This is a genomic window from Streptomyces sp. NPDC086147 (assembly GCF_040702165.1).
Lineage (GTDB): Bacteria > Actinomycetota > Actinomycetes > Streptomycetales > Streptomycetaceae > Streptomyces.
The window spans coordinates 477629-502625 of record NZ_JBFBJO010000004.1; the positions used below are offsets into that span (position 1 = coordinate 477629).

General features: G+C 73.2%; 23 protein-coding genes. 20 read left to right on the forward strand and 3 right to left on the reverse strand.

Annotated features, from left to right (window positions below):
* Positions 1-166 precede the first annotated feature (166 nt).
* From AB0398_RS12820 to AB0398_RS12840, 5 genes are all read left to right on the forward strand, one after another.
* Positions 167-1738: a glutamate synthase subunit beta gene (locus AB0398_RS12820; RefSeq protein WP_366374372.1), complete on the forward strand. Its 1572-nt coding sequence runs from the start codon at positions 167-169 to the stop codon at positions 1736-1738.
* 203 nt (positions 1739-1941) lie between these two features.
* Positions 1942-2376, forward strand: a complete 435-nt coding sequence (locus AB0398_RS12825; protein WP_366374373.1) for an ATP-binding protein — start codon at positions 1942-1944, stop codon at positions 2374-2376.
* Positions 2377-2531: 155 nt separating this feature from the next.
* Positions 2532-3098, forward strand: a complete 567-nt coding sequence (gene sigK / locus AB0398_RS12830) for an ECF RNA polymerase sigma factor SigK (protein WP_366374375.1) — start codon at positions 2532-2534, stop codon at positions 3096-3098.
* On the forward strand, positions 3095-3874 hold the full coding sequence (locus AB0398_RS12835; RefSeq protein ID WP_366374376.1) for an anti-sigma factor: 780 nt from the start codon (positions 3095-3097) through the stop codon (positions 3872-3874). The genes sigK and AB0398_RS12835 overlap by 4 nt, the downstream gene beginning before the upstream one ends.
* A gap of 159 nt (positions 3875-4033) precedes the next feature.
* Positions 4034-4705 (forward strand): carbonic anhydrase, encoded by a 672-nt coding sequence (locus tag AB0398_RS12840; RefSeq protein WP_366374378.1) that lies wholly within the window; start codon positions 4034-4036, stop codon positions 4703-4705.
* A 211-nt stretch (positions 4706-4916) separates the two neighbouring features.
* Here AB0398_RS12840 and AB0398_RS12845 read toward each other — a convergent pair whose 3' ends face one another.
* Entirely contained in the window at positions 4917-6653 is a 1737-nt protein-coding gene (locus AB0398_RS12845) for an amidase (RefSeq protein WP_366374380.1), read from the reverse strand.
* A 176-nt stretch (positions 6654-6829) separates the two neighbouring features.
* On the opposite strand from AB0398_RS12845, the gene AB0398_RS12850 reads away from it, so the two are divergent.
* Entirely contained in the window at positions 6830-7552 is a 723-nt protein-coding gene (locus AB0398_RS12850) for a TetR family transcriptional regulator (RefSeq protein WP_366374382.1), read from the forward strand.
* 76 nt (positions 7553-7628) lie between these two features.
* On the opposite strand, the gene AB0398_RS12855 is transcribed toward AB0398_RS12850, so the two are convergent.
* Both AB0398_RS12855 and AB0398_RS12860 read right to left on the reverse strand, forming a co-directional pair.
* Entirely contained in the window at positions 7629-8804 is a 1176-nt protein-coding gene (locus tag AB0398_RS12855) for an agmatine deiminase family protein (protein WP_366374383.1), read from the reverse strand.
* 273 nt (positions 8805-9077) lie between these two features.
* Entirely contained in the window at positions 9078-9659 is a 582-nt protein-coding gene (locus tag AB0398_RS12860) for a helix-turn-helix domain-containing protein (protein ID WP_366374385.1), read from the reverse strand.
* Between the two features lie 213 nt (positions 9660-9872).
* Between AB0398_RS12860 and AB0398_RS12865 the strand changes: the two genes are divergently transcribed.
* From AB0398_RS12865 to AB0398_RS12930, 14 genes are all read left to right on the forward strand, one after another.
* Entirely contained in the window at positions 9873-11408 is a 1536-nt protein-coding gene (locus AB0398_RS12865) for a serine/threonine-protein kinase (RefSeq protein WP_366374387.1), read from the forward strand.
* Positions 11409-11528: 120 nt separating this feature from the next.
* Positions 11529-12122 carry a helix-turn-helix domain-containing protein gene (locus AB0398_RS12870; protein ID WP_366374388.1) on the forward strand — a complete coding sequence of 198 codons (594 nt, stop codon included), beginning with the start codon at positions 11529-11531 and terminating at the stop codon, positions 12120-12122.
* Positions 12123-12393: 271 nt separating this feature from the next.
* Entirely contained in the window at positions 12394-13413 is a 1020-nt protein-coding gene (locus AB0398_RS12875; RefSeq protein WP_366374390.1) for an agmatine deiminase family protein, read from the forward strand.
* Positions 13414-13560: 147 nt separating this feature from the next.
* A complete protein-coding gene (locus AB0398_RS12880; RefSeq protein ID WP_366374392.1) occupies positions 13561-15222 on the forward strand; it encodes an ABC transporter substrate-binding protein in 1662 nt (553 codons plus the stop codon).
* Positions 15219-16178 carry an ABC transporter permease gene (locus tag AB0398_RS12885; protein WP_366374394.1) on the forward strand — a complete coding sequence of 320 codons (960 nt, stop codon included), beginning with the start codon at positions 15219-15221 and terminating at the stop codon, positions 16176-16178. The genes AB0398_RS12880 and AB0398_RS12885 overlap by 4 nt, the downstream gene beginning before the upstream one ends.
* Positions 16175-17029 (forward strand): ABC transporter permease, encoded by an 855-nt coding sequence (locus AB0398_RS12890; RefSeq protein ID WP_366374396.1) that lies wholly within the window; start codon positions 16175-16177, stop codon positions 17027-17029. Before AB0398_RS12885 ends, AB0398_RS12890 begins: the two co-directional genes overlap by 4 nt.
* Positions 17026-18003: an ABC transporter ATP-binding protein gene (locus AB0398_RS12895; RefSeq protein WP_366374398.1), complete on the forward strand. Its 978-nt coding sequence runs from the start codon at positions 17026-17028 to the stop codon at positions 18001-18003. Before AB0398_RS12890 ends, AB0398_RS12895 begins: the two co-directional genes overlap by 4 nt.
* Positions 17996-18793: an ATP-binding cassette domain-containing protein gene (locus AB0398_RS12900; protein ID WP_366374400.1), complete on the forward strand. Its 798-nt coding sequence runs from the start codon at positions 17996-17998 to the stop codon at positions 18791-18793. Before AB0398_RS12895 ends, AB0398_RS12900 begins: the two co-directional genes overlap by 8 nt.
* A gap of 74 nt (positions 18794-18867) precedes the next feature.
* A complete protein-coding gene (locus tag AB0398_RS12905; RefSeq protein WP_366374401.1) occupies positions 18868-20007 on the forward strand; it encodes an agmatine deiminase family protein in 1140 nt (379 codons plus the stop codon).
* Between the two features lie 180 nt (positions 20008-20187).
* On the forward strand, positions 20188-20850 hold the full coding sequence (locus AB0398_RS12910) for a hydrolase (RefSeq protein WP_366374403.1): 663 nt from the start codon (positions 20188-20190) through the stop codon (positions 20848-20850).
* 5 nt (positions 20851-20855) lie between these two features.
* Entirely contained in the window at positions 20856-21377 is a 522-nt protein-coding gene (locus AB0398_RS12915) for a DoxX family membrane protein (protein WP_366374405.1), read from the forward strand.
* A gap of 93 nt (positions 21378-21470) precedes the next feature.
* Positions 21471-22049: a DNA starvation/stationary phase protection protein gene (locus tag AB0398_RS12920; protein WP_366374406.1), complete on the forward strand. Its 579-nt coding sequence runs from the start codon at positions 21471-21473 to the stop codon at positions 22047-22049.
* 109 nt (positions 22050-22158) lie between these two features.
* Positions 22159-23112, forward strand: coding sequence for an alpha/beta hydrolase (locus AB0398_RS12925; protein ID WP_366374408.1), 954 nt, complete (start codon positions 22159-22161; stop codon positions 23110-23112).
* A gap of 17 nt (positions 23113-23129) precedes the next feature.
* Positions 23130-24995 (forward strand): amidohydrolase, encoded by a 1866-nt coding sequence (locus tag AB0398_RS12930; RefSeq protein ID WP_366374544.1) that lies wholly within the window; start codon positions 23130-23132, stop codon positions 24993-24995.
* Positions 24996-24997: the final 2 nt, after the last annotated feature.

Below are 24997 nucleotides of genomic sequence, written 5' to 3' on the forward strand. Positions count from 1 at the left end.
GGATCGGGCCCTGGCAGCCGTGTCGGATGCTGTACGGGTGATTCGTCGCCGTTCCCCGGATCGACGAAGATCCCTTCGAACTTCTCGCGCTTCGGACGGTCCCGCGCCGCGGACGTACGCTGGGAGGACTTCCGCCGGACCCCCGAGCAGCGTTGCGGAGGGCGGCATGACCGACCCCTTCGGCTTCCTCACCACATCCCGCAGTCCCGTCCCCGCGCGGCCCTCCGGGGAACGCCTCGGCGACTGGGACGAGGTGTACGCGGGCCAGGCCCTGCTGCCGCTCGTCTCCGGGCAGGCCCGCCGCTGCATGGACTGCGGCGTCCCGTTCTGCCACGGGGGCTGCCCCCTGGGCAACCTCATACCCGAGTGGAACGTGTACGCGGCCCACGAGGACTGGCGCACCGCCTCGGAACGGCTGCACGCGACCAACAACTTCCCCGAGTTCACCGGGCGCGTCTGCCCGGCGCCCTGCGAGGACGCCTGCGTTCTGGCGCTCACGGGGGAGCCGGTGACCATCAAGAACGTCGAGCAGACCATCGCCGACGAGGCCTGGGCGCGGGGTCACGTCCTCGCCCACCCCCCGGCGCGGCCGACGGGCCGGTCGGTCGCGGTGGTGGGCTCGGGTCCCGCAGGCCTTGCGGCGGCGCAGCAGCTCACCCGGGCCGGCCACCGCGTCACGGTCTTCGAACGGGCCGACCGCGTCGGCGGGCTGCTGCGCTACGGCATCCCCGCCTTCAAGCTGGAGAAGCGGTGGCTGGACCGGCGCGTCGCGCAGATGCGGGAGGAGGGCACGCTGTTCCGCACCGGGGTCGACGTCGGCACCGATCTGGACGCGACCGCGATGAGGGACGCGCACGACGCGGTGATCGTGGCCGTCGGGGCGACGGAACCCCGTGAACTGTGCGTACCGGGAAGGGAGTCGACGGGCGTCCACCAGGCCATGGAGTACCTGACGGCGGCGAACCGGGCGGCCGAGGGCGACTGCGCGCGGCCGTCCGTGACGGCCGAGGGCAGGCACGTGGTGATCATCGGAGGGGGCGACACGGGGACGGACTGCCTCGGCACCGCCCTGCGCCAGGGCGCCGCGTCCGTCGTGCACGTGGACATCAACCCGATGGCGGGCGCGGCCCGGCGGGAGAGCGAGCCGTGGCCCCTGGTCCACCCGAGGATCCACCGCGTCTCCCACGCCCACGAGGAGGCCCGCGACCGGGACGGTGACGATCCGAGGATGTTCGGCGCGGCCGCCGTACGGTTCGAACACGACGCCGCCGGCCGGGTCGAGGCGGTGCGCCTCACGGAGGTGGACCCCTCGGACAGGACTCCGCGCGCGGGAACCGAGCGGACGCTGCCCGCCCAACTGGTACTGCTCGCCCTGGGTTTCCGCGGCCCCCCGCACGGCACGCCCCTCACGGCGGCGCTCGGGCTCGTCCCCGACGACCGGGGCAACTTCGCCCGCGCCGCCGACTTCGCGGCGCGGACGGCGGACACGGTCTCGGCTTCGGGCCCGGTTCCGACTCCGCCTCCGGCTTGGGCTCCGGCTTGGGCTTCGGCTCCGCCTCCGACGTCGGCTCCGGCTCCGGCGGGAGTCTTCGTGGCGGGCGACGCGGGGCGCGGACAGTCCCTGGTGGTCTGGGCCCTGGCGGAGGGCCGGTCCGCGGCGGCCGCGGCGGACCGCTACCTGAGCGGTTCCAGCGACCTCCCCGCCCCGATCACGGCCGCGGACGGGCCGCTGGTGTAGCCGAGCGGGTGCGCGGGCCCCACCACGTGGCTGCGCGTCAGAGATCCCGGCGGTCCCGGCGGTCCCGGCAATCTCGGTGACCCTTCATCCACGGCGGGCGGATCGCCCCTGAAACACCGGACGCGACATCCGGCGGCCACGTGGCTCCGAATCCTCAGTACACCTCCATGTCCACCGGCTCGATCCCCGTCCAGGGGGTAGTCATGATCACCACCATGCCGTCGTCCGGCACGACACGCCACAGCGTCACCCTGCCCTACGGCCCGAAGGCGCCGGCGACCGCCCGCCACGTCGCCGAGCGCTGGCTGGAGGGCTCCCGGGCACGGCCGGTGCGGGCGGCGGAAGCCGTGCTGATCGTCTCCGAGCTGGTCACGAACGCCGTCCGCCACGCGCGTGGTTCCTGCGTCCTGACCCTGACGGTCCGCGAGACGCTGCTCGACATCGCCGTCGCCGACCGGAGCGAGGAGCTTCCCTGGACGGCGCGGGAGGGGCCGGGGGACGAGCGGGGCGGTTTCGGCTTCCCCCTCATCCGCGGGCTCGGCGGCCGGATCAAAGTGGTCCCCGCCCTCGGGGGCAAGTCCCTGCACGTCGCGCTCGACCTGGAGAACGGCGGTGACGGTCCGGACGGACCGCCGTGATCCCCTCCGCCCGCCGCCGGGCCCTTCACCCGATTGCCCCTGCCGTACGGCGTGCGTGCGGGAGCACGGGCAGAGTCGTGCGGGAACGACCCCCGTGCGCCGGAGCCGTGTCACCAGTACAGCGGCCGACCGATACAGAGGACGGTGAGCAGCGCGTGCCGCAGGGACACGAGCACGACGCGAAGGTGGAGGAGCTGCTGATCCGCTCGGCCGACGGGGACCAGGAGGCGTTCGCCGGCGTGTACGACGCCCTCGTCGGCTCGGTGCTGGGGCTGACCCGCCGCATCCTGCGGAACCCCGCGCAGGCCGAGGAGGTGACGCAGGACGTCATGATCGAGGTCTGGCGCACCGCCGACCGCTACCGGTCCGAGCGGGGCACGGCCAGGACGTGGGTCCTCACCCTCGCCCACCGCCGGGCCGTCGACCGGGTACGCGCCGCGCAGGCGAGCGCCGACCGGGAGCGGCGCGTCGCGATGCTGTCCTCCGGGCGCCCCTTCGACGAGGTCGCCGAGACGGTCGAGGGCCGGGACGAGTACCGGCGCGTGTACCGCTGCCTGGGCCGGCTCGCCGGCGTCCACCGGGTCCCGCTCGTGCTCGCCTACTACGAGGGACTCACCTGCGTCGAGGTGGCCCGGTCCCTGTCGACCCCGACGGGCACGGTGAAGTCGAGGATGCGTGCGGGCCTGCGGAAGCTCCGTGCCTGTCTGGAGGGCGAGTCATGAGGCCGGACGGGAATACGTACGACGCCGGGGCGCACGACGCCCCCGGAGCGCACGACGACGTCGGGGCGTACGTCCTCCACGCCCTCTCCCCGGCCGAGGAGGCCGCCTTCGAGAACCACCTCGCGGGCTGCGACGCCTGTCGCGACGAGGTCGCGGAACTCCGGCGGGCGACGACCCTGCTCGCGTCCGCGGAGAGCGCCGCCCCGCCCCCCGAACTGCGGCAGCGGATCCTCGAACGCGTCGGAACCGTCCGCCAGGAGCGAGCTCCCCGCCCGCCGCGGCCCCGCAGGCGCGTGCTGGACATGGTGCTGGCCGCGTCCCTCGCCGCGGCCGTCGCCCTCGGCGGCATCGCCCTGTGGCAGCACTCCCGGGCCGAGGACGCCCGCGCCGGGCTCGCCCGGGCCGAGGAACGGGCACGCGGCTACGGCTCGGCCTTCGCCGACCTCCTCACCGCCTCCGACGCCACCCTCCACACGGAGAGGCTGGACGACGGGACGTCCGTCGCCGTCGTCGTCTCCCGCAGCCAGGACCGGGCGGCCTTCACCGCCGGTGGCCTGCCGTCCCTGAGCCGCGACCAGGTCTACGAACTCTGGTACGCGGCCGAGGCGGGCGACCTGCGGCCCGCCGGCCTGCTCCCCGGCACCGGCGAGGCGGCGACCCGCCTGCTCGAAGGTCCCCTCGGCGACGCCGTCGCCGTCGGCATCACCGTCGAACCCGCGGGGGGTTCCGAGCAGCCCACCACCGAGCCCCTGGGCCTCGTCCCCATCGAGGCGTGAGCCGGCCCGGTCGGCGCCGGTCGCGCGGGAGGGCGTCGCCGGCGTGCGTACGCCACCGCAGGGACGCCCGGGGGCCGTGGAGGGAGGCGGGGTGAGGCGGAGCACACATCTCCCCTCGTCCTGCGTCGGTCCGTCAACGCCGGGCCGTAAGGTAAGGCCATGCCTAGAACTTCTCCTTCCGTCGCTCTCGACGCCCTCCTGGCCGGCAACAAGCGTTTCGTCTCGGGTGCGCCCGAGCACCCGAACCAGGACGCGGCCCGCCGCGCGGAGCTGGCTCCTGGACAAGATCCGTTCGCCGTCGTTCTCGGCTGCTCCGATTCGCGGCTCGCCGCCGAGATCATCTTCGACCAGGGCCTCGGGGACCTGTTCATGGTGCGGACTGCGGGACACGTGCTCGGCTCCGAGGTCCTGGGGAGCATCGAGTACGCCACCAGCGTCCTCGGGGCCCGTCTCGTCGTCGTGCTCGGGCACGACTCGTGCGGTGCGGTCGCCGCCGCCCGTGCGGCGGTCGAGGACGGTTTCGCGGCGAGCGGCTTCGTCCGCGACGTCGTGGAACGCGTCACGCCGAGCATCCTGGCCGCGCGCACCGCCGGCCTCACCTCGGACGGCGACGTGATCGACGAGCACATCCGTCACACCGTGGACCTGCTGCTCGACCGGTCCCGCCTGCTCTCCGACCAGGTCGCGGCCGGTGAGATCGCCGTCGTCGGCCTGGGCTACGCGCTCGCTGAGGGGAACGCCCGCCTCGTGACCACCCGGGGCGTCGAAGCACCGGAAGCGGTCCCGGCCGGGGCGGCGACCCGGACCGGAGAGGAAGCTCCCGCCCAGTGACCCTCCGGTCCACCTGACCGATGCACCGGCTCCCGACCGCGCGGCCGTCGCCCCTCCTGCTCCTCGGGCCTGCGCATCCCGTCACCGGCACCGGCCGGGTTCTTCCTGCCGACACACGCCGGCTTCGGGCGCGTGTACGCGGGCACGGCGGTCCTGCTCCTCGTGACCGTCGTGCTCGGCCGCTGCGATCCGTCCGGGGGTCTCCGTCCGGTCACTCCGCCGGCAGGCGCGGCGTGCGCGGCGGCGGCGTGCGTCGGCTGCCGGTCTTCTCGAAGGCCGCCGCGAGGGACAGCAGGGCGTTGTCGTCGTAGGCGCGGCCCGCGAAGGTCAGGCCGACCGGCATGCCGGTGTCCGGCATGGTGCCCATGGGCACGGTCACGGTCGGGATGCCGAGGTGGCGGGGGACCAGGTTGCCGTTGGCGACCCAGACGCCGTTGCGCCAGCCGAGGTCGGCGGACGCCACGTCGACGTCCATGTCGGCGGGGCCCACGTCGGCCACCGCGGGGAAGACCACCGCGTCCAGGCCCAGCCCGTCCATCCACACCTCCAGGTCGACGCGCCGCGTCTCCTCCAGGCCGCGCAGCCCCTCCTCCAGGAGCGGCATGTCGGTGAGGGACGCGTACGGGCGCTCGCGCACGAAGCGGGGGTACTCGCCGATCGTGTCGTCGAAGCCCTCGTAGCGGTCGGGCAGCTCGCCCTCCTGCTTGGGCCAGATGCGGTCCCCGTCGACGTCGGCCAGGGTGGAGAGCGCCGGGTCGCCGTTGGCGCGCAGGAAGTCGTCCCAGGCCCAGGCGGACAGGTCCTCGATCTCGAAGGCGAGGTACGCGCGGCCGACCAGTCCGCGGGTGAGGAGCGAGGGCGCTCCGGGGCGGTCGGACTCGTAGTTCGACACCACGGGGAAGTCGACCTCGACCACCTCGGCCCCAGCGGCCTCCAGGTCGCGGCGGGCGGCCTCCCACAGGGTGATCACCGAGGGGCGCGTGTCGATGCGCTGCCCGGTCTGGCCGCCGATGCCCCCGTCGGGGTTCGTTCCGGCGTCGGGGTCGGCGTTGATGTACATCCGGGGCACGCCGACGCGCTTGCCTGCGAGCGCGTCGGACGCCGCCCCGGCGTCGGCGGGCGCGAGGGCCGGGTAGGAGGCGGGGCGTACCCGCGACGCCGGGGGCAGCGCCACCCACGGCTGCGCGCGCCACAGGTCCCCGCGCGTGTGCGGGTCGTCGGCGACGATGACGTCGAGCAGTTCGAGCAGGTCGGCCATGGTGCGGGTGTGCGGGACCACGACGTCCATGGTCGGTACCAGGGGCCAGTTGCCGCGGACCGAGATCACGCCGCGGCTGGGCGTGTAGGCGCACAGCGCGTTGTTCGAGGCGGGGGCGCGGCCCGAGGACCAGGTCTCCTCGCCGAGGCCGAACGCGCCGAAGGACGCCGCCGTCGCCGTGCCGGAGCCGTTGGAGGAGCCGGAGCCGTAGGCGCTGGTGAGCCAGTCGGCGCTGTACGGGCTCTCCGCGCGCCCGTACACGCCGCGCTGCATGCCGCCGTTCGCCATCGGCGGCATGTTGGTCAGACCGATGAGGACCGCGCCGCCCGCACGCAGCCGCTCGACGGCGAAGGCGTCGTGCTGGGCGACGAGGTGCTCGAACGCCGGAGAGCCGGACGCGGCCGTGAGCCCCTTGGCGAGGTAGCTGTCCTTGGCGGTGTACGGGATGCCGTCCAGCGGGCCCAGCGTCTCGCCGCGGGCGCGGCGGGCGTCGGAGGCTTCCGCCTCCGCCCGGGCGTGCGGATTCATCACGACCATCGCGTTCAGGGCGGTGGCCGTACCGGGCCGGTCGTACGCGTCGATCCGCGCGAGGTAGGCGTCGAGCAGCTCCACTGCGGTCGTCTCGCCCTTCTCCAGCGCCGCGCGCAGGTCGGCGATACAGGTTTCCACGACATCGAATCCGCGCGTCATGCGGGTGTCTCCCGGGTGGTGAGGGGGCAGGCGGGCCGTCGGCCGTCGGGGGCGACCGCGGACGGAACCGGCCGTCGCACCCCTGTCGATCTAACTAGATTTTCAGTCTAGAGTAAAAGTCTAGACTGTGGGAATCTAGACTGGGGACCCGAATTTCCGGAACCGGGAGTGAGCCCATGCCGACGTCAGAGACCGGGCCCGCATCGCCCGACCGCCTTCCCCCGTCGAACGGCGCGGTCGGGTCGGCGGGCGGCGGGGCCGGCGCCGCCTCGCGGCCCGCCGCCCGGATCCCGGTCGACAGGAAGCGTCAGCCCAGCGGGGACGACGCGCGGGAGCGGGCCATGCGGGCCGCCATCGGCGTCATCGCGGAGAAGGGCGCGGCGGCCGCACGCATGGCGGACATCGCCGCACGGGCCGGCATGAGCACCGGCCACATCCTCTACCACTTCGGCAGGAAGGACCGGCTCCTGCTCGAAGTCCTCGCATGGAGCCAGGCGGACCTCTGGGCCCGGTTCCGGCAGGCCGCCGACCGGGCGGCGTCCCCCGACGAGAAGCTGGACCTGTTCGTCCGCTTCTACCTGCCCAGTCACCAGGGCGACGAACGCTACGCGCTGTGGACGCAGGTGCTGGCCCAGCGCCACGACGAAGCGGGTCGGCAGGTCCTCACCGAGCTGCTGGACGGCTGGGACGAGCGCCTGGAAGCCATCCTCCGTGAGGGCCGGGACTCGGGGCACTTCGCCGACGTGGACCTCCCCGAGTTCACCATCCGTGCCGTGGCCATGCTGAGCGGGCTCTCCGAGGACGTGATGTTCGGGCGGTCCCGCTGGCGGCACACCTCCCCGCACGCGTTTGCCCTGTCCGCCCTCCGGCGCGAACTGCGTCCTGCCGGTCGGGAGTGACGACGGGGGAGCCCTGCTCGGTTCGGTCCGGTTCGCGGCGCCGGACGGCGGACGCGGAGGGCTCCTCGGACCGTGCTCAGTCGACCGGCTTGCCGGGCTGGTCGTGGGTGGCGCAGTGGATCCCGCCGCCGGTGGCGATGGTGTCGATGTTCACCTGTACGACGTCCCGCTTGGGAAAGTGCTCCCGCAGGATTCCCCGTGCCCGGTCGTCGGCCTTCCTGTCGCCGAACTTGGGCATGTAGACCGCGTCGTTGCCGACGTAGAAGTTCGCGTAGGTCGACAGGAAGTCGTCGCTGTAGCCGGGGATCCGGTCGGGGTCGGGCTGCGGGAGGTCGATGACCTCGAAGGGGCGGCCCCGCGCGTCGGTCGCCTCGCTCAGTACGGACATGGCCTGGTCCGAGGAGCGGGACCAGGAGTCGGCGGGCATCCCCGGGAAGGCTCGGTCCAGCAGGATCACCCCGGGGGCCGTGAACCGCACGAGACTGTCGACGTGGGCGTCGGTGATGTCCTCGCCCCGCACGCCCTTCAGCCAGATCACCTTCTCCATGCCCAGGAGTTCCTTGAGCTCGGCCTCGATTCGGTCGCGGCTCTTGCCGCGGTTGCGGTTGTCGTTGACGATCGAGCTCTCGGTGATCAGCAGGGTCCCCTCGCCGTCGGTCTCGAACGAGCCGCCCTCGGCGACGAGGGGCGCCTCGACGCGGGGAATCCCGTACTTCGCGAGCAGGGCTTCGCCGACCCGGCCGTCGTTGGTGTGCACCTGCTTGCCGCCCCAGCCGTTGAAGTGGAAGTCGACGCCGACGACCTCTCCCTCCTCCTCGACGAACACCGGGACGGTGTCGCGGGCCCACAGGTCGTCGACGGGCAGCGGAATCACCTCGACGCCGGAACCGCACTGCTTCTGGGCCGCGGCCCGCTGGTCCGGCCGCGCCATCATCACGACGTACTCGTACTCCGCGATGGCCCGTGCGACGCGCGCGATGTCCTGCCGTACGTAGGGGAGGTCGTCCTCCCAGACGGACTCCAGGGCCGGCCAGGACATGAAGGTGCGGGCGTGGCTCTCCCACTCGGCGCCCAGGCGGCGGCCCCCGCCCGTCCGGCCGGCGCTGCTCGCGGGGGAGGAGCCGGCCGTGGGGGAGGAGCCGGCCGACCTGCCGGGATCGCCGGGCCCGCAGGCCGCGGCACCGAAGGCGAGCGCGCCGACTCCGAGGATCGCTCGCAGGGCCGAGCGGCGGGAGGAGAGGAAGTCGGACATCGGGGTCTCCGATCGTGAACGTGTGCGGCGAGGCGTTCGGTGACGACGGGCGTCGTGCGAGAGGAGGGGTGTCGATCGCGGCCCGTCACCGGGGCGGGTTCACGCGCTGCCCAAGGACAGGGTGCATCCGACGCCCCGGAAATCGCCTCCACCGCAAGGGCGGGTACGGCCTTCGTGTCGCCACTCTGGCACTGACTGATAATTCAGTCAAACTCGATGTCGCCATCCGGTCCGCCGGGGGACGGGGGCGTGCGGTCCGCTCCTCGGCCCCCGTCAGCGGCTCAGGCGCTCGATCTCGACCGAGACGGCCTCTCTCACCAGCTCGTGGGCGTGGGGGAGGGGCAGGGCGCCGCTCAGCCAGCGGGTGCTGAGCCCTTCCAGCAGGCCGGTGAGCCGTTCCGCGGAGGCCGCGAGGGCCGGCGCCGGGGCCGTGGGGCGGACGCGGCCCAGCAGGTCCGCGACGTCGTGGATCCACGTCAGGGTGGCCCGGGCGAGGTCTCCGCGCAGTTCAGGTTCGAAGACCGCGCTGGCCCGCAGCTCCCCCCAGGCGATGCTGTTCTCGCGGACCTCGGGGACGTCCTGGAACTCCAGAAGGAGGGACTGCTCCAGCTCCTGCCGGGCGTCGCGGGGACCGGTGGTGTCGTCCCCGTCGCAGGTGTACCGGTCGGCCCGGTCGCTGATGAACTCAAGGGTGTGGCGAAGGGTGCCGGCCCGGTCCTTGAAGTGGTAGTAGACCAGCGCGGTGGACACCCCGGCCTCGGCCGCCAGCGTCTCCATGCGCAGTCCGCGCACCCCGTGCCGGGCTATGACCCGGGCGGCGCCCTCCAGGATGGCCCTTCTGCGGTCGGTCGCCACGCGTTCCCCTCCTGAAGCGGTCTGAATCGACAGTGTCGCATATTGACTGAATCTTTAGTTAGAGTCACTGTGTGCGGATCCGATCGGCCGCCCCGCCACGGCCGTCCCATCTTGGCCGCCCCGCGTCGGCCGTCCCGCCTCGGCAGCCCGCTTCGGCAGCCCCGCGTCGGCCGTCCCGCCCCGGCCGCTTCGTATCGTCGAAAGAGTCCTCACATGTCCGCTCAGCCTTCCGGTGACCGGCCCGCCCACGCGGCGCTGTCGGCCGACGACCCCCGCGAGATCGGCGGCTACCGACTCCACGCCCGACTGGGCTCGGGCGGCATGGGCGTGGTGTACCTGGCCCACACCCCCGGCGGTCGCCCGATCGCGCTGAAGGCGGTGCGGGAGGACTTCGCGGGCGATCCCGCGTTCCGGCGGCGCTTCGCCCAGGAGGTGGCCAGCGCGCAACGCATCCACGGCCTCTTCACCGCCCAGGTGGTCGACTCGGGCGTGGACGCCCCGACCCCGTGGCTCGCCACCGCCTACGTTCCCGGGCCGTCCCTCCAGCAGGTGGTCCAGCACCACGGCCCGCTGCCGGTGCGAACCGTCCTGCTCCTGGTGGCCGGCATCGCCGAGGCCCTGGAGGCGATCCACCGGGCCGGCGTCGTCCACCGCGACCTCAAGCCGGCCAACGTGCTCATCGCCGAGGACGGACCCCGCGTCATCGACTTCGGCATCGCGCGTGCGGCCGACGCCGGCGCGTTGACCGGTACGGGGCTGCGGATCGGGACCGCGGCGTTCATGGCGCCCGAACAGGCGCTGGGGCGCACGGTGTCCTCGGCGACCGACGTCTTCGCGCTCGGGGCGCTCGTCGCGTACGTGTCGAGCGGGGAGGTCCCCTTCGGGGCGGGACCGGAGCCGACGGCGCTCTACCGGGTGGTCCACGAACAGCCCGACCTCACCCGTGTGCCCCACGACCTGCGGGACCTCGTCGCCCGGTGCCTGGCCAAGCGGCCGGAGGACCGCCCGGAGACGGCGGACCTGATCGCGGCCGTCCACGCACATCCGCTGGTGGGGCCCCGGCCGGAGTTCACCGACGGCTGGCTGCCCCGATCGATCGGCGGCGAGGTGACGGGACGGGCGGGGACGGCGGAGTGGCCGGTGCCGGTGCACGCGCACGCCACCCTCACCGCTCCGGAACCCCCTCCATCTCCTGCCGCTCCCGAAGCCGCGGTCGTTCCCCCTCCGCGTCGGGCGAGGAGGCGCGAGCGGCGTACGGTTCTGATGCTTCCGGCGGCGTTCGCGGTCCTCGCCCTCGTCGGCGGTGCCGTCCATCTGCTCGCTCCCTCCCGGGGGGCCGGCGGACCGGCCGGGGGGAAGGAGGGCGGTCCCGCCCGGCCGGTCTCGTACGCGTTCGGCGACGAGGTCGAACTGACCTCGCCCGACGGCACGTACGAGTTCGACCTGAAGGCCGGGAAGGTGGTTCCCGCGGATACGGCCTCCTGGTACCTGGCGCGCGACGCCTCGGAGTTCGTGCTGCCCGAGGACGGCGACGCCTTCGTCCCGGCGGGACACGAGCTCGGTCCGGCCGACTGCGTACGGGGCATCGAGACGGGTCCGGTCACCCGGATCGCCTATGCGGACCTGGCCGACGAGCGTCCCTTCTGCGTCCGCAGCCCCGACGAGCGGGACATCGTCATAGTGCGGCTGGTGGAGGCTCGGCCCGACGGGCCGGTCACCGCGTCGTTCGAGCGCCATCACCGCGAGTAGCGGCTCGCGACCGTCGCCTCGTCCGACCGGCACGACGTCCGGCGTGTGTGCACTCGGCCTCCTCCGTCACTGGTCAGGGCCGTGATTACGCGGGCGAGGGGGCCCGGTAGGGTTCGGGCCATGGCGTCTCGCAGCACTCAGATTCTCGAAGCCGCCGCCCGGGTGATCGCCCGGCGCGGGGTCCGTGGCCTGCGCGTGGAGGAACTGGCCGCCGAGGCGGGCGTGTCCACCGCGCTCATCTACTACCACTTCAAGGACCGCACCGGGATCCTGCTCAAGACGCTGGAGTTCATCAACGACCGCGCCGAGCGCTACACCACCCATCGCGATCCGGACGCCGAGCCGCTGAGCCCCCGTGAGGAACTGGACCAGACGCTCCTGCTGGAACTCCAGGACACCACCGAGGTCAGGGAGAACAGCAGCGCCTGGGGCGAGTTGCGGGCCAGCGCCGTCTTCGACGAGGTCCTGCGCGAAGACCTGGCACGCGCCACCCTGGTCTGGATCCAGGAGGTGGCGGCCCTGCTGGGCGGTGTCCGGCCGACGGCCCCGGCGGCCGCCCTCGCCGCCTCCGCCGAACGGCTCACCGCCCTCCTGGAGGGGCTGAGCATGCGCTGGCTCAGCGGCACTCTCCAGATCTCCCACGCCCGGACCCTGATGAGCGAGGCCATCGAGGCCGAGGTCGAACGACTGGGCCGTACGGACGCCCCCCGCTGACCTGGCCTGACCAGAATTTCAATAATCACGCCACCGAAGCCGCCCTCCCGGGTCACTCCACCGGGAGGGCGGCCTTTTCATTGCTCCAAAACTCCCATAAGTACTTAAAAGTGAGCCGCTCGACGGGGGAAATCTTGCCATCGCGACCCTTGACTGAATTTTCAGTCGGGGGCAGGATTCTGTTCACACCGCGTACCCGTCCCCGCGCCCCGGCCGGAGCGAGCCGGCCACTGCCGACGGGTGCTTCTGGCGAGACGAAGAGAGACCCGTGATGACTGCGTTCCGTATGCCCGCCGAGTGGTCCGAGCACGAGGGGTGTCTGATGGCCTGGCCCGTCCGTGAGGACCTGTGGGGCGGCGTGCTCGACGACGCCAAGGAGGAGTACGCGAACGTCGCCCGGGCCGTCGCCGCGTTCGAGCCGGTGACCATGGTCGCGCCCCCCGGCCACGGCGAGGAGGCCGCGAAGCGGTGCGGCCCGGAGGTCGCGGTGGTGGAGATGGCCCAGGACGACTCCTGGTTCCGCGACTCCGCCCCGCTCTTCGTGCTCGACGGCCACGGCAACCGCGCCGGAGTGGACTTCCGCTTCAACGCCTGGGGCCGCAAGCACCACCCCTACGACTCCGACGACCGGATCGGCGCCCTCCTCCTGGAGCACCTCGGGATCGAGCGCGTCCACTCCGACATGGTCCTGGAGGGCGGGGCGATCACCGTCGACGGCGAAGGCACGCTGATCACCACCGAGCAGTGCCTGCTGCACCCCAACCGCAACCCGGGAATGGACCGGAACGCGATCGAGGCGGAGCTGAAGTCCCGGCTCGGCGTCGAGAAGGTGGTGTGGCTCCCGTACGGAGGCCTCCTCGACACGGAGACCGACGGGCACGTCGACGGCGTCTGCGCCTTCGCCGCCCCCGGCAGGGTCGTCGTCTCCCTGCCCGCCGATCCCGACCACCCCGACCACGCCCGCATGCGGGCCAACCGCGCGGTCCTGGAGGCCACCACCGACGCCCGCGGCCGGCGGTTCGAGATCGTCGACGTCCCGCAGACCGCGTTCACCGGCATCGGCGGCGCCGAGGTCGAGGTGTCCTACCTCAATTACTACGTGGCCAACGGCGGCGTCGTCGTCCCGGTGGCCGGCCTGCCCCAGGACGACGAGGCCCTCGCGGTCATCGCCGCGGCGTACCCCGGACGGAAGGTCGTCGGGGTGCGGGCGCCCGCCATCGCCTTCGGCGGCGGTGGAGTGCACTGCATCACCCAGCAGATCCCCGCCGCGACCGCGACCGCGACCGCCTGAACCGACGCCGAACCGCTCCGGGAAGGGCCGCACCCACGGTCTTCCCTCACCGCACCCACGGCCTTCCCCACCGCACCCACGGCCCTTCCCCCGCCGCACCACCCACGGCCCTCCCCGCCGCACCCCTCACGGAAAGAGAGCGCGACGATGACCCCACCCCGGCCCCCCGGCGGACGGCGCCCGCCCGGCAGACGCGGACGCGTCACCGCGACGACGGCCGCCCTGACCTGCCTCGCCGCCCTCGCGGCCTGCTCCGGTCCCCCCAGGGACCCGGGCGTCACCGGAAAGGAGGTCGCACTCTCCACCAGCACGCCCCGGGCCCGCGGCGAGATCGACTCCTTCACCTGGGCCGTGTACGCCGAGCCGCCCACCCTCGACCACACGATGGCCTTCGACTACCCGCAGAACACGATCCTGTCCAACGTGTGCGAGAGCCTCATGCGCTGGACACCGGGGCTCGCCCTCGAACCGGGCCTTGCCCGCAGGGCGTCCAACCCCACCCCCACCACCTGGGTCTACGACCTGCGTCCGGGCGTGCGCTTCCACGACGGCAGGACGATGACCGCCGACGACGCGGTCCACAGCCTGAACCGGCAGCGGGACCCGGCCAACGCCGCCGCCTGGGCGCAGAGCTTCCAGAACGTCGCCGCCGTACGCAAGACCGGCCCGCTCCAGATCACGGTCGACCTGAGGAAGCCCGACTCCCAGTTCCCCCAGTACATGGCCACCGCCGCGGGCGTGATCACCTCCAAGGCCGGCGTCGAGGCGGCGGGCAGGGACTACGGCACCACCGGCGGCCTCGCCTGCACCGGCCCGTTCGAGCTCGGCACGTGGCGCAAGGGCCAGTCGATCGAGCTCGAACGCTTCGACGGCTACTGGGGGACTCGGGCCAAGGCGAAGAAGGCCGTCTTCCGGTTCCTCACCGACCCCTCGGCCCGCACCAACGCCCTGCTCAGCGGCGAGGCCGACGGCGGCTACCTCATCCCCACCGAGAGCTACGGCCGCCTGCGCGAGAGCGGGGTGGGCACCCTGTACTTCGGGGAGGGCCTGAGCACGGTCAACGTCAACATCACGAACATGCGGGGCCCGCTCGGCGACGTCCGCGTACGCCGCGCGCTGTCCCTGGCCCTCGACCGGTCCGGATTCGTGAAGGCCGGCCTCGGCGGCGCGGGCACCGCCACCGGCTCCCTCACCACCCGCGCCGCCTGGGCGGGCGCCTCGGAGCAGACCCGGCGGGCCGCCTTCGCGTCGCTGCCGCCCACCGCGCCGGACCTCCGGAAGGCGAAAGCACTGATCGAGGAGGCCGGCGCCACGGGCAAGACCCTGACCGTCGCCACCAGCGCCATCGGCCAGGACGTCTCCCTCCTGGCCACGGCGGTCCAGGCCGCCGGCACCCGGATCGGCCTCGACATACGCCTCAGGACCATCGCCCCCAACGCCTTCACCGCCCTGTTCACCGACCCCGGGGCCCGCGAGGGCATCGACATGTTCCCGCTCACCTCGTACAACTCGATCACCGACCCGCTCGACCTGCTGACGAACTTCAAGACCGGCGCCTACCTGAACTTCGCGGGCTACAGCGACAAGGGGTACGACACCCTCGTCGACCGGGCCACCTCCGTCTACCGGCCCGAACAGCGCATGAGGATCGAGGTCGAGCTCCAGAAGCACGCCGCCCGGCAACTGCTGTGGATCCCGGTCGCCGAGTGGCCCACCGCCCTCTTCCTCAACAAGAGGATCACCGGAGCCCCCGCCACCATCGCCTACCTGTACCACCCGTGGGCCGCCGACGTGGGGGCCGCGCGGTGAGCTTCACGAGATTCGCCGTGCGGCGCGTCGCGGAGATGGCGGCCACCCTGCTCACCGCCTCGTTCGTGGTCTTCGGCGCCATGTACCTCGCACCGGGCAGTCCGGCGAGCTTCCTGCTCTCGGGACGGTCCGCCTCGCCGGAGGCACTCGCCGCGATCAACGCCCAGTACCACCTGGACGATCCGTTCCTCGTCCGCTACCTCCACTGGCTCGGCGACGTCCTCCAGGGGGACTTCGGGCGCTCCCTCACCTACCGCACCGACGTCTCCCGGCTCCTCGCCGACCGCCTCCCCACCACCCTGCTGCTCGTCGCGATGGCGCTGGTCGTGGTCGTGGTGATCGGCCTGGTCCTGGGCTGGATCGGCGCCGTACGCGGCGGAGCCACCGACTCCACGATCCTCGTCGGGACCACGCTCGCCGTCGGCACCCCGTCCTTCGTCGCGGCCGTGCTCCTCCAGGCGCTGTTCGCGGTCGAGCTGGGATGGTTCCCCAGCGGCGGCGCCGGAGACGGCTTCCCGGACCGGCTCCGGCACCTGACGCTGCCCGCGATCGCCCTCGCCCTCTACCTGATCGGCATGCTCGCCCGCGTCACCCGCTCCGCCATGCTCGAAGCGCTCGACGGCGAACACGTCACGGTCGCCCGCAGCCGGGGCGTGCCCGAGGGACGGGTCGTCCGCCGCCACGTCTTCCGCAACGCGCTCGGCACCGTCCTCACCACCGGCGGACTGATCGTCTCCACCCTGCTCGTCTGCACGATCCTCGTCGAGACCGCCTTCAGCGTCGGAGGCGTCGGCCAGCTCCTGGAACTGTCCACCACCACCAAGGACTTCCCGACCGTCCAGGCCGTCTCCCTCGTCGTCGTGGCCCTGTTCATGACGGTGAACCTGATCGTCGACCTCCTCCTGCCCCTGGTCGACCCGCGCGTCACCCTCGGATCGAGGAGTTCCTCCCCATGACCGCCGTCCTGACCCGCCGGCCCGGCCTCGCCAGGATCCGCACGGCCGGGTCCCCGCTGTACCTGATTTGTCTCGGCCTGGTCGTGCTCGTCACCGCCGCCGCCCTCCTCGCGCCCTGGGCGGCGCCCCACGACCCCAACGCGGTCGACCTCGGCGACGCCCTGGCCGGCCCCTCCGCCGAGCACCCGCTCGGCAGGGACGCGGCCGGCCGCGACACCCTCTCCCGGCTGCTCCTCGGAGCCCGCACCTCACTCCTCGGACCCCTCGGAGTCGTGGCCTTCTCCACCCTCGCCGGAGTCGTCGTCGGCACCGCTGCCGCCTGGCGCGGCGGATGGCTGGACTCCGTCCTGTCCCGCAGCACCGAACTCGTCTTCGCGTTCCCCGGCATGCTCCTGGCGATCCTGATCATCTCGGTGTACGGCGAAGGGCTGCCGGCCCCCGTCCTCGCGCTCTCCGTCGCCTACCTGCCGTACGTCAGCCGGCTCACCCGCTCCCTGGTCCTGGCCGAACGCGAACGCCCGTACGTCAGCGCCTACCGGGTCCAGGGCCACTCGGCCCTCCAGATCTGCCTGCGCCACGTCCTGCCCAACATCGCGCCCGTCGTCCTCGCCCAGTCCACCATCAACTTCGGCTACGCGCTCATGGACCTCGCCGGACTGTCCTTCCTCGGCCTCGGCGTGCCCGCGCTCACCCCCGACTGGGGCCGCATGGTCTTCGACGGCCAGACCGCGGTCCAGCACGGCTACCCGCTGTCCGCGATCCTGCCCTGCGTCCTCGTCGTGCTGACCGTCGTCGCCTTCAACGTGGTCGGAGAACGCTGGGCCGACCGCGTCGCCAGGAGGGACCGATGAACACACTCGACATCCAGGGGCTGCGCGTCACGCTGCCCGGCACGGCCCGCCCGGTGCTCGACGGCGTCGACCTGTACGTCGCCGTCGGCGAGACCGTCGCCCTCGTCGGCGAGTCCGGCTCCGGCAAGAGCCTCACCTCGCGCAGCGTCCTGGGCCTGCTGCCGCCCGGAGCCGCGGTCGAAGGCGCCGTCCGCGTCCACGGACGGGACGTGCTCACCCTGAACGCCGAGGAACTGCGGGCCCTGCGCACCGGCACGGTGTCCATGATCTTCCAGGACCCGCGCGCCGCCCTCAACCCGCTGCGCCGCATCGGCGACTTCCTCACCGAGAGCGTGACCCTCACCGGGACCATGGGCCGGCCGGAAGCCACCGCGCGCGCCGTCGAACTCCTCGAAGCGGTCGGCCTGGACGCCTCCGCGCTGCGCAAGTACCCCGGCCAGGTCTCCGGCGGCATGCTGCAACGCGTCATGATCGCGGCCTCGCTCATGGGCGACCCCGCCCTCCTGCTCGCCGACGAACCGACCACCGCGCTCGACGTCACCACCCAGGCCGAGGTCGTCGCCCTCCTCGCGGAACTGCGCGAACGCTTCGGCACCGGCCTCCTCTTCGTCACCCACGACCTCGACCTGGCCGCCGCCATCAGCGACCGCGTCTACGTCATGTACGCCGGCCGGATCGCGGAGAGCGGCCCCGCCGAAGCCCTCTTCGCCCGCCCCCGGCACCCCTACACCTCGGCGCTGCTCGCCTCCACCCCCCGCCTGGACGCCCCCCGGGGCAGGCTCACCGCCATCCACGGCCAACCCCCGGACCTGCGCCGGGAACTCACCGGCTGCCCGTTCGCCGACCGCTGCCCGCTGGCCACGGAGATCTGCGACCTGAGCGCCCCCGACCCGAGCCCCGCCGCCGGGCTGCCGCTCCACCGGGCCGCCTGCCACCACGGCGACCTGCTCGAAGGGAGACACGCCGATGCCTGAGAACGTACTGGAGGCCGTCGGACTCGACCGCTCCTTCGGCGGCGTCCGAGCCGTGGACGACGTGTCGTTCACCCTCCCCGAAGGCGGCTCCCTGGGCATCGTCGGCGAGTCCGGCTCCGGCAAGACCACCACCGCCCGGATCGTCGTCGGCCTGGAACGGGCCGACGCGGGCGAGGTCCGCGTACGGGGCCGGGTCCGCGACCCGCGAGGCCGGGGCCGGGCCCGGCGCCTGGCCCGCGCCCGGGAGGTCCAGATGGTCTTCCAGGACCCGTACCTCTCCCTCGACCCCAGGACCAGCGTCGAGGACGTCCTGCGCGAGACCCTCCGCCTGCACTTCCCCGGAACCGACCACGACCGGCGCGTCCGGGAACTCCTCGACCAGGTCGGCCTGGGGACCCGCGCCGCCGACGCGCGGCCTCGCCGGCTCTCCGGCGGCCAGCGCCAGCGCGTCGCCCTCGCCCGCGCCCTCGCCGTCGAACCGGCCGTCCTCGTCCTGGACGAGGCCGTCGCCGCCCTCGACGTGTCCGTACAGGCGCAGATCCTCAACCTGCTCGCCGACATCCGCGAGGAGACCGGTGTCGGCTACCTGTTCATCACCCACGACCTCGGCGTGGTCCGGTGCGTCACCGACGAGATCGTCGTCATGCGCCGGGGCGCCGTCGTCGAGGCCGGCCCCACCGCCGAGGTGCTCGCCGCGCCCCGACACCCCTACACACGGCTCCTGATGGAGTCCGTGCCCCGCCCCGGCTGGGATCCCCGGGCGATCGCCGCCGCCCGCCGGGCCCTCTGACGACCCGGCCGGGCCGGGTCCACGCCGCTCGCCCGCGATCCGCCCGCGAGCGCTCGCCGCAACAGGAGGTCACCATGAACGACCGCCCCACCCGCCGCCCCTCGCGCGGAGGCCCGAACAGACGGGGATTCCTCACCGCCGCCGGAGCGACCGCCGTCGGCGCGGCCCTCGCGGCGTCCCTCCCGGGCAGGGCCGGCGCGGCCGCCGACGCCTTCCGCGTCCCGGTGGAGGACGTCCGCCACACCCGTACGTGGATGGCCTGGCCCGACAGCACCGCCATCTGGTCCAACAGGCTGAGCGGAGTGCAGGCGGACATCGCCCTGATCGCCCGCACGATCGCGAAGTACGAGCCGGTCGTCATGTGCGCCAACTCCGGCAGCGCCGCCAGGGCCCGCTCGCTCTGCGGCTCCTCGGTCACCGTCATCGGCTCCATCCCCGTCGACGACTGCTGGATGCGCGACACCGGACCCGTCTTCCGGACCGACGGCCGGGGCGGCCTCGACGCCGTCGGCCTCAACTTCAACGGCTGGGGGAACAAGCAGACCCACGCCAGGGACAACCTCGTCGCCGGACGGATCGCCTCCTACGCCGGCGTACCGATCACCTACGCCGGCCTCGTCGGCGAGGGAGGCGCCGTCGAACAGGACGGCGCCGGCACCCTCATGGCCACCCGCAGCAGCCTCGTGAACCGCAACCGCAACCCCGGAATGACCGAACGCCAGGTGGAGTCCGCCATGCTGGCGGCGTACGGCGCCTCCAAGGTCATCTGGTTCGACGGCGTCCGCGGCCAGGACATCACCGACGACCACGTCGACGCCACGTCCCGCTTCCTCGCCCCCGGCGAGGCCCTGGTCCAGATGCCCCTCGCGTCCGACGACGACGCCTACGCCCGCGACGCGCGCCGGCAGTACGCCGTCCTGTCCGCCTCGACGTCCGCCGACGGCGTCCCGATGGACACGATGCGCCTCCAGGGCCCGGACTACGGGAAGATCCGCTCCACCCACCCGGACTTCCTCGCCTCCTACGCCAACTTCTACCTCTGCAACGACGCCGTCATCAGCGCCCACTTCGGCGACCAGCGCGCGGACGCGGCCGCGAAGGCGACCCTGGCCAGCCTCTACCCGGACCGCGTGATCGAGCAGCTGAACATCGACCGCCTCGGCACGGGCGGCGGCGGCATCCACTGCGTCACCCAGCAGCAGCCGGTCCGCTGACACCCCGCACGACCACCGGTGCGGCGACGGCCTTCGTCGCCGCACCGGCCGGTTGTGCGCTGTCGTGCCAGCCCCCGGGCGCAGGAAGTCAACGCGGCCGACCGGGTCGCTCGTAGCTTCGAGGAGTGCCGAGCCGCGGACGCGGCGGGCACATCACCGAACGCTTCGAGAGGACCCCTCATGTTCGACATCGACAAGGTGCAGGCCGCCCCGGGCAAGGACCTGCTCACGTCCGACAACGCGGTCATGCTCTTCGTGGACCACCAGCCGCAGATGTTCTTCGGCACCGGCAGCGGCGACCGCGCCGCGATCATCAACAGCACCGTGGGCCTCGCCAAGGCGGCGCAGGCGTTCGACGTTCCGGCCGTCCTGACCACGGTCGCCGCCGAGTCGTTCTCCGGGCACCTGATGCCGCAGCTCGCCGAGGTGTTCCCCGAGAACGAGATCATCGACCGCACCACCATGAACGCCTGGGAGGACGAGGCGCTCGTCGCGGCGGTCAGGGCGACCGGCCGCAGGAAGATCGTCCTGTCGGGCCTGTGGACCGAGGTCTGCCTCGTGCTGCCCGCGCTCTCGGCGCTTGAGCAGGGGTACGAGGTGTACGTGGTGACCGACGCCTCCGGCGGCGTCAGCCCGGCCGCCCACGAGCACGCGCTGCAGCGGATGACCGCCGCCGGCGCGGTGCCGGTGACCTGGGTCCAGGTCCTCCTGGAGCTCCAGCGCGACTGGGCGCGTCAGGAGACGTACGGAGCGGTCATGGAGATCGTCAAGGCCCACGCGGGCGCGTACGGCCTGGGCGTCGTGTACGCGCAGAGCGTCATCGGCGCGCACGCGGCCGGCTGACCCCCTTGGACACCGGCCTTCTGATCCTGCGTCTGCTGGTGGGACTGCTCGTCGCCGGCCACGGTGTGCAGAAGGTCAGCTCGCACCTGGGCGGCAGGGGACTTGCGGGCGGCACGGAGGAGTTCCGCGCCGACGGCTTCCGGGGCGGTGCCCTCACCGCCCTGGCGGCGGGCGGTGGCCAGATCGGATCGGGCCTGCTGCTCGCGGCCGGCCTCCTGACCCCGCTCGCCGCCACCGGGGTCATCGGGGTGATGACGGTCGCGCTCACCGTGAAGTGGCGCCACGGGCTCTGGGTGCAGAACGACGGCTACGAGTACCCGCTCGTCCTCATCGGCACCGCCGCCGCCCTCGCCGCCACCGGCCCCGGCACCCGTTCCCTCGACGCGGCCCTCGGCCTCACGCCGTACCCGCCGTGGTGGGCCGCCCTCGCGCTCGCCGCCGGTCTCGGCAGCGGTCTGCTCACCCGGCTCCTCCTGCACCGGCCGGCCCCGGCGGCGCCGCACGCCGCCGCCCCCGACGGACGCTGAGCGCCCGGCGCGGACCGATCCCGGCCGCCCGCGCACACCCGGCCGGGCGGCCGGGCCCTCCCCCCTTTTCCCTCTCCCGAACAGGAGCACCCGATGGACGTCCTCACGACCCCGCACGGCGGCGGTCAGCCGCTGCTGCACCAGAAGGGCGCCGAGATCCAGGCGTTCGGCACGCTCAAGCAGTTGCCGATCGGTCTCGGACACGACACCCGCATGTACGCCTGCCAGCGCCTCAACCGTGTCCTCGCCGACACGCAGATCCTCCACTCCCTCTACAAGAAGCACCACTGGCTCATGCGCGGGGCGACCTTCTACTCGCTCCACCTGATGCTGGACAAGCACGCGGAGGCCCAGCTGGCCATCGTGGACGCGCTGGCCGAGCGGGTCCAGAGCCTCGGCGGCGTGGCCGTCGGAGACCCGCGCCACGTCGCGGAGCTGACGGCGATCCCCCGCCCGCCGGACGGCGTCGAGCCGGTGCCCGTCATGCTGTCGCGGCTGCTCGACGCGCACGAGCGCATCCTGACCGACGCCCGTGACGCCGCCGCCCGGCTGTCCGGGGAGGGCGACGAGGGCAGCGCCGACCTGCTCGTCTCCGACGTGATCCGCACCGGCGAGGCGCAGGTGTGGTTCCTGGCCGAGCACCTCGTGGACACCCCCCTGGTGCGCGGCTGACGGACACGTACGCCGTCGGCGCCGCCCCCCCTCGTCCGTCCCGGACACCCCTCGTACATCGCGGACATCCCCCGTCCGCCCCGGAAAGACCAGAAAGAGAACGAACCCCATGAAGAACCGTCCGGTCCTCGAACCCGCCGCCCAGGCCTTCGCCGACGCCACCGCCCGGCCGCCCTTCCTCCACGAGATCCCCGTCGCGGACGGCCGCAAGGCCGTCGACGGCGTCCAGAGCGGCGAGGGAGTCCCGCTGCCCGACGTCGACGAGGAATGGATCACCGTCCACGGCGGCCCCACCGGCGACGTCCGCGCCCGGATCGTCCGCCCCCGCGGCGCCACCGGCCCGCTCCCCGTCATCCTCTACATCCACGGCGCGGGCTGGGTCTTCGGCAACGCCCACACCCACGACCGGCTCGTCCGCGAACTCGCCGTCGGCACCCGCGCGGCCGTCGTCTTCCCCGAGTACGACCTCTCGCCCGAGGCGCGCTACCCCGTCGCCGTCGAGCAGAACTACGGCGTCGCCCAGTGGATCGCCCGCGAAGGACACCACAAGGACCTCGACGGCACCCGGCTCGCCGTCGCGGGCGACTCGGTCGGCGGCAACATGACCGCCGCCCTCACCCTCATGGCCAAGCAGCGCGGCGACGTCCGCCTCGCCCACCAGGTCCTCTTCTACCCGGTCACCGACGCGAGCTTCGACACCGACTCCTACCAGCAGTTCGCCGAGGGCTACTTCCTGCGGCGCGACGCCATGCGGTGGTTCTGGGACCAGTACACGACCGACGAGACCGAGCGCGCCCTGATCACCGCCTCCCCGCTGCGCGCCACCATCGAGCAGCTCACCGGCCTGCCGCCCGCCCTCGTCGTCACCGCCGAGGCCGACGTCCTGCGCGACGAGGGCGAGGCGTACGCGGCGAAGCTCCGCGCCGCCGGAGTGCCCGTCACCGCCCTGCGCGTCCAGGGGACCATCCACGACTTCGTCATGCTCGACGCGCTGCGCGAGACGCGGGCCGCGGAACTCGCCATCGGTCTCGCCACCGACACCCTCCGCAGGGCCCTCGCGTGACCGGGCCGTCGACGAGCATGCCGGTGGCGGGCCTCGTCCCCGCCGCCCGGCGGGAACCCGCGCACGCCGACCTCCTTGTCCGCAACGCCAAGGTGTTCACCGGCGACCCCGCCCGCCCCGAGGCCCGCGCCGTCGCGATCCGCGACGGCCGGATCGCCGCCCTCGGCGACGACCACGACCTCGCCCCCCTCGTCGGGCCGGGCACGAGGGTCGTGGACGCGCTGGGCCGCCGGGTCGTCCCCGGCCTCAACGACTCGCACCTGCACGTCATCCGGGGCGGCCTCAACTACGTCCTGGAGCTGCGCTGGGACGGGGTGCGCAGCCTCCGCGACGCCCTCGCCATGCTGCGCGAACAGGCCGGCCGCACGCCCAGGGGGCAGTGGATCCGGGTGGTCGGCGGCTGGACCGCCGAGCAGTTCGCCGAACGCAGGATGCCGACCGTCGCCGAGCTGAACGCCGCCGCTCCCGACACCCCGGTCTTCGTCCTGCACCTGTACCAGTCGGCGCTGATGAACCGGGCCGCCGTCAAGGCCGCGGGATTCACCCGGGAGACCCCCGACCCCCGGGGCGGGCAGATCGTCCGGGGCCGGGACGGCGAACCGAACGGGGTGCTCCTCGCCGCGCCGGGCGCCCTGATCCTCTACTCGACCCTGGCCAAGGCCCCGGCCCTCGACGAGGCCGGAAAACGCACGTCGACGCGTCACTTCCTGCGTGAACTCAACCGCTTCGGGCTCACCTCGGCGGTCGACGCGGCCGGTGGGTTCCAGAACTTCCCCGGCGACTACGCCACGGTCGCCGACCTGGCCCGGTCGGGGGAGCTGTCGCTGCGGATCGCCTACCACCTGTTCCCGCAGACGGCCGGGCAGGAGCTCGCCGACCTCAAGCGCTGGACCGAGACGGTCAAGCCCGGGGACGGCGACGAGTGGCTCCGGCTCAACGGCGCGGGCGAGAACCTGACCTGGGCCGCCGCCGACTTCGAGAACTTCTCCGAGCCACGGCCCGTACTCGCCGACGGCTACGAGGCCGAGTTCGAGAAGGCGGTCCGGCTCCTGCTGGAGAACGGCTGGGGATTCCGGCTCCACGCGACCTACGACGAGACGATCCGGCGCGACCTGGCCGTCTTCGAGAAGCTCGCCGCGGAGGGGCTCTTCCCCGGCGGCAACCGCTGGCTCTTCGACCACGCGGAGACCGTCTCGGCCGAGAGCCTCGACCGGATCGCCGCCCTCGGCGGCGCCGTCTCGGTCCAGAACCGGATGTCCTTCCAGGGCACCGCGTTCCTGGGCCGCTACGGCGCCGAGGCCGCCGCGCACACCCCTCCGGTCCGGGCCATGCTCGACCGCGGCCTGACCGTCGCCGCCGGAACCGACGCGACCCGCGTCTCCTCGTACAACCCGTGGGTCGCCCTCCACTGGCTCGTCACCGGGCGCACCGTCGGCGGCACCGCGCTCTACCCTGCCGGGAACCTGATCGACCGGGAGACCGCGCTGGAGCTGTACACCCGCGGGGGAGCCCGGCTCACCGGCGAGCAGGACGTCAAGGGAATCCTGCGGGAGGGCTGCTACGGCGACCTCGCGGTCCTCTCCGACGACTTCCTCTCCGTGCCCGAGGATGTCATCCCCGGCATCGAGTCCGTCCTCACCGTCGTCGGCGGCCGGATCGTCTACGCGACCGCGGAGTACGAGGGACTCGACGAGGCCGTCCCGCCGGTCACCCCGGAGTGGAGCCCGGTGGCCCACTTCGGCGGCTACCGCAGCGGCGCCCTCCAGGCGTCGCTCGTGGCCGAGGCCGCCGCCGAGTCCGAACTGCACCGCCGCCGGCGCGTCGCGCGCGGCACCGCCCCCGAAGCGGCGCCGTCCTTCGTCGACCCCTGCTTCCAGCACTGAAG